At 59.6% G+C, this 3,191-nt stretch carries 2 protein-coding genes; both read right to left on the minus strand.

Annotated elements, in window-relative coordinates; all coding sequences use genetic code 11:
* The coding region (locus SPHV1_RS01745; RefSeq protein ID WP_054944397.1) for a type IV secretory system conjugative DNA transfer family protein at positions 1-1,616 on the minus strand (1,616 nt) is incomplete at its 3' end.
* 18 nt (positions 1,617-1,634) lie between these two features.
* Positions 1,635-3,116, minus strand: a complete 1,482-nt coding sequence (gene mobQ / locus SPHV1_RS01750) for a MobQ family relaxase (RefSeq protein ID WP_048575095.1) — start codon at positions 3,114-3,116, stop codon at positions 1,635-1,637.
* Between the last annotated feature and the right edge of the window lie 75 nt (positions 3,117-3,191).

The following is a 3,191-nucleotide window of genomic DNA, read 5'->3' on the forward strand; positions in this document are numbered from 1 at the left end:
TCCTGTTCCGCAAGAATATATCGCTCCTGCTCGCTGATTGACGTGGTGCGCGCGCCTTTGAACCATATTGATCGGGGATCACTGTAGCTTTCGCGATATTCCAGCGAACGCCCTGCCCGCTTGATAATCTTCTCGATCGAATTGGGTTCGCTGGTCGCAAAGGCAGTGGTGATGTGCATGTTATCGAAGATGGACGTGTGCAGGCCGTATTTGCCGAACACGTCGTTGAAGCTCTGGCAAATGAGCTGGGCCGTCAGGCCATAGCCAGCCATCTCGCCAAGCGCATTCTCAAGGAACGGAAGCGCCCCTAGCTTCGGAAACTCGTCGATCAGCATCAAGAGTTGATGACGCTTGCGCCGCCCCCTGCTGTCGTGGTCGATGTCTTCCATAAGGCTGTTGATCGACTGACGAAGCATGATGCGGACAAGGAAGGCGAGCCGATCAGCATGGGCCTGCGGCGTGATGAGGTAGAAGCTCACCGGCTGCTTGGAACAAACAAGGTCGCCGATGGCGAAGTCCGACCAGCTTGTCGCATAGCTCACAAGCGGGTCGGCGAAGAGCGTGAGCGCCGCCTGGGCGGTAGCTAGAACGCTCGATCTGACTTTCTCATCCATGTTGCGAAACGCGGTCGCTCCCAAACGCACCTCCGGGTGAGCTTCGGGAATCGGCTTGCCGTTCTCGTCCCGCGCCAACCCCTCGCCCTGCGGGTCGAATGGATCGGGTCGATGACGATGCTTTGTGAACAACATCGCGTCGATCGTCGGTTCAATGTCCAGCAACAGCTCGCGAACATGCGTAAGATTCTTCTTCTCGTCGGGTGCGCTGTAGAGAACATGCAGGATGACGCCGACGAAAAAGTTGCTGGCAGACTGATCCCAAAAGTTGAGGTCGCCGGCCTTCGATCCCAGCGGATCGACAAGAATGCCGACTATGTTTTGAATGTCGGCAATCTCCATATGGCCCCTGCGGACCTCGAACAGCGGGTTCCAACGCGCGGTGTTCGGATCGGTCGGCGCGAAATAGAATGTGTGGCTGAACCGCTTCCGGTGATCGGCCGTGATGTGCCAGATTTCGCCCTTACGGTCGTAGACGAATATGCTCTGCTCCCACGCACAGACTGTAGGAATGACAAGACCAACGCCCTTTCCCGACCGGGCAGGCGCAACAACGATGCTATGCGCCGGACCATGAAACGTCAGACGCTTGCCGTCTATCTTGCCAAGCACCCGCCCCGTCGCCCGCTGCTTGGGATCGACAAGGCCAGCCTTGGCAGCATCTTCGATCGTGCCCCAAGATGCGGTGCCGAAAGCGCGCACCGCGCGACGGCGGCGGCGCATGATCCCGATGCCGATCAGCATTGGAAACATGACCACGCCAAAGGCTGTGAGCTGGGCCGCATCGAACGCCTTGCGATAGGTCGTTCCATAGGCGATCGACCACGGCACAATCTTCCATGGCGCATAGATGCGATGCGTCCCAACGTCGATCAATCCGCCTCCAAACTCGCGCGGATAGTGAAATTCATGCGCCACCTGTTGCGTGCCCGCTGACATTCCGGCGAGGACAAGCGCAGCAACACCAGCCAAGATTCTTCCCTTGCGCTTCGCTGCGCTCATGCCCGTTTCCTTTCCTAACTATCGGCCTAGACCAAGCCCCCGCGCCATCGCCCTGACCGCCTCCATGGCCCGCTTCTGCTGTTCAGGGCTGAATGCCCGAACTGCCTTCATGACGGTCTGGTCCACACTCCTGATAAGCTGCTCTGGATTGCGAACGGTCACGGGGCGCGCGATCGAACGCACGCCGATCTTCTCGGCGACACGAAGCTTTTCACGCAATCGCTCGACACGATCTATGCGCTTCGTGACGCGCGCGATCTTCCGTTCAAGCGTCCGTTTCTGACTGATGACAGGCTTTGCGGCAGCGCGCGATTGATCGACCTTGGCAACGACATATGCCCTCCCCTGCTCGCTCCGCATCCATTGTTCACGCACCTTCAATCCGGCTCTTGCGCGCGCGACTTCACGCCGCGCCCGATCCATCGCGTGAACTTCCCTGATCTTGGCCCAAATCATTCTCTGCGGATTTCTGACCCAGCTCGCGAGTGTCATACGCCGTGACGAAACCCGTCCCACTCGTTGCTTGGTTGCCTCAAGATTGCCCTCGGCTTCGGCCAGATTGGCGCGTGCCGGTGCGACGATCTCGCGCCGAACCTCATAGGCTTTGACAACAGCCGGTGCGTCAATCTTCGAGACCTCAGCCTGCCATTTCGCGCGCTCGGCAACCATCGCATCGCGCAGCTTCCGCATCTCATCCTGCAAGCCTTGGGGTGACGATTCCTGATGCGGCGCACGGCGTGAAAGCTCATCCTCAAGCTCGCGCTTCTTCGATTTCCAGTCAGCCCGATCCGCATTGGCAGCGGCGATCTCACGGTTCGTATCGCCGCGCTCGCTGCGCTCGCCCTTGCGCTCGATTGCGCTGGCGGTCGGCCCAAGATGAACCGTCGCTTCCCTGTCTAGTCCCTGATCGGCAAGGCTCTTGTGCGTCACTTGCGGGGCATCCGGCCCAAGGTGTTGGCGCAAGTGCCGGTTCTGGATTTCCGCCCACTGCTCCCGCCAGTCCTGCAAGGTATCTTTGTGGTTCCAGTCGCGTTCCTTCTTGCCAAAACTATCACCGTCGATCCGGCGCGTCGTGAGCATGATGTGAACATGATAGTTCCGCTCATCCCCATCCTTGTCCGGTGTATGCATGGCAATATCGGCGATCATGCCGCGATCGACGAACGCACTTTGAACATACTCGCGCACCAGCTCCTGACGCTGCTCGAACGTCAATTCATGCGGCAAGGATAGCTGCACCTCACGGGCAACCTGGGCGTCGGCGCGGCGTTCTATGGCCTCGACCTCATTCCATAGGGCGTGACGATCGCGGAACCGCTCTGGCGCGCCTTCGGGTAGCATGATCTCGGTATGCTCGACGCCATCGCGCCGTTCATAGTCGAAGGACATATCAAGGCGCTCATCGTGTAGCCGTTCCCCGGCGCGATAGGCAGCGGCTGCAACGGCGCTACGGCCATCTTTGCGGCTGATAACCTGCGCTGATAGCCGGAACTGCGCCACGATGCCCTGCCCTTTCCTTCCTTCTTTGCGCCCCCATGGGCGCCGGATCGCTAAGGGCCTGCCCTTGGCTCAACC

The sequence above is a fragment of the Novosphingobium sp. KN65.2 genome, assembly GCF_001368935.1.
In the GTDB taxonomy this organism is placed as follows: Bacteria; Pseudomonadota; Alphaproteobacteria; order Sphingomonadales; family Sphingomonadaceae; genus Novosphingobium; species Novosphingobium mathurense.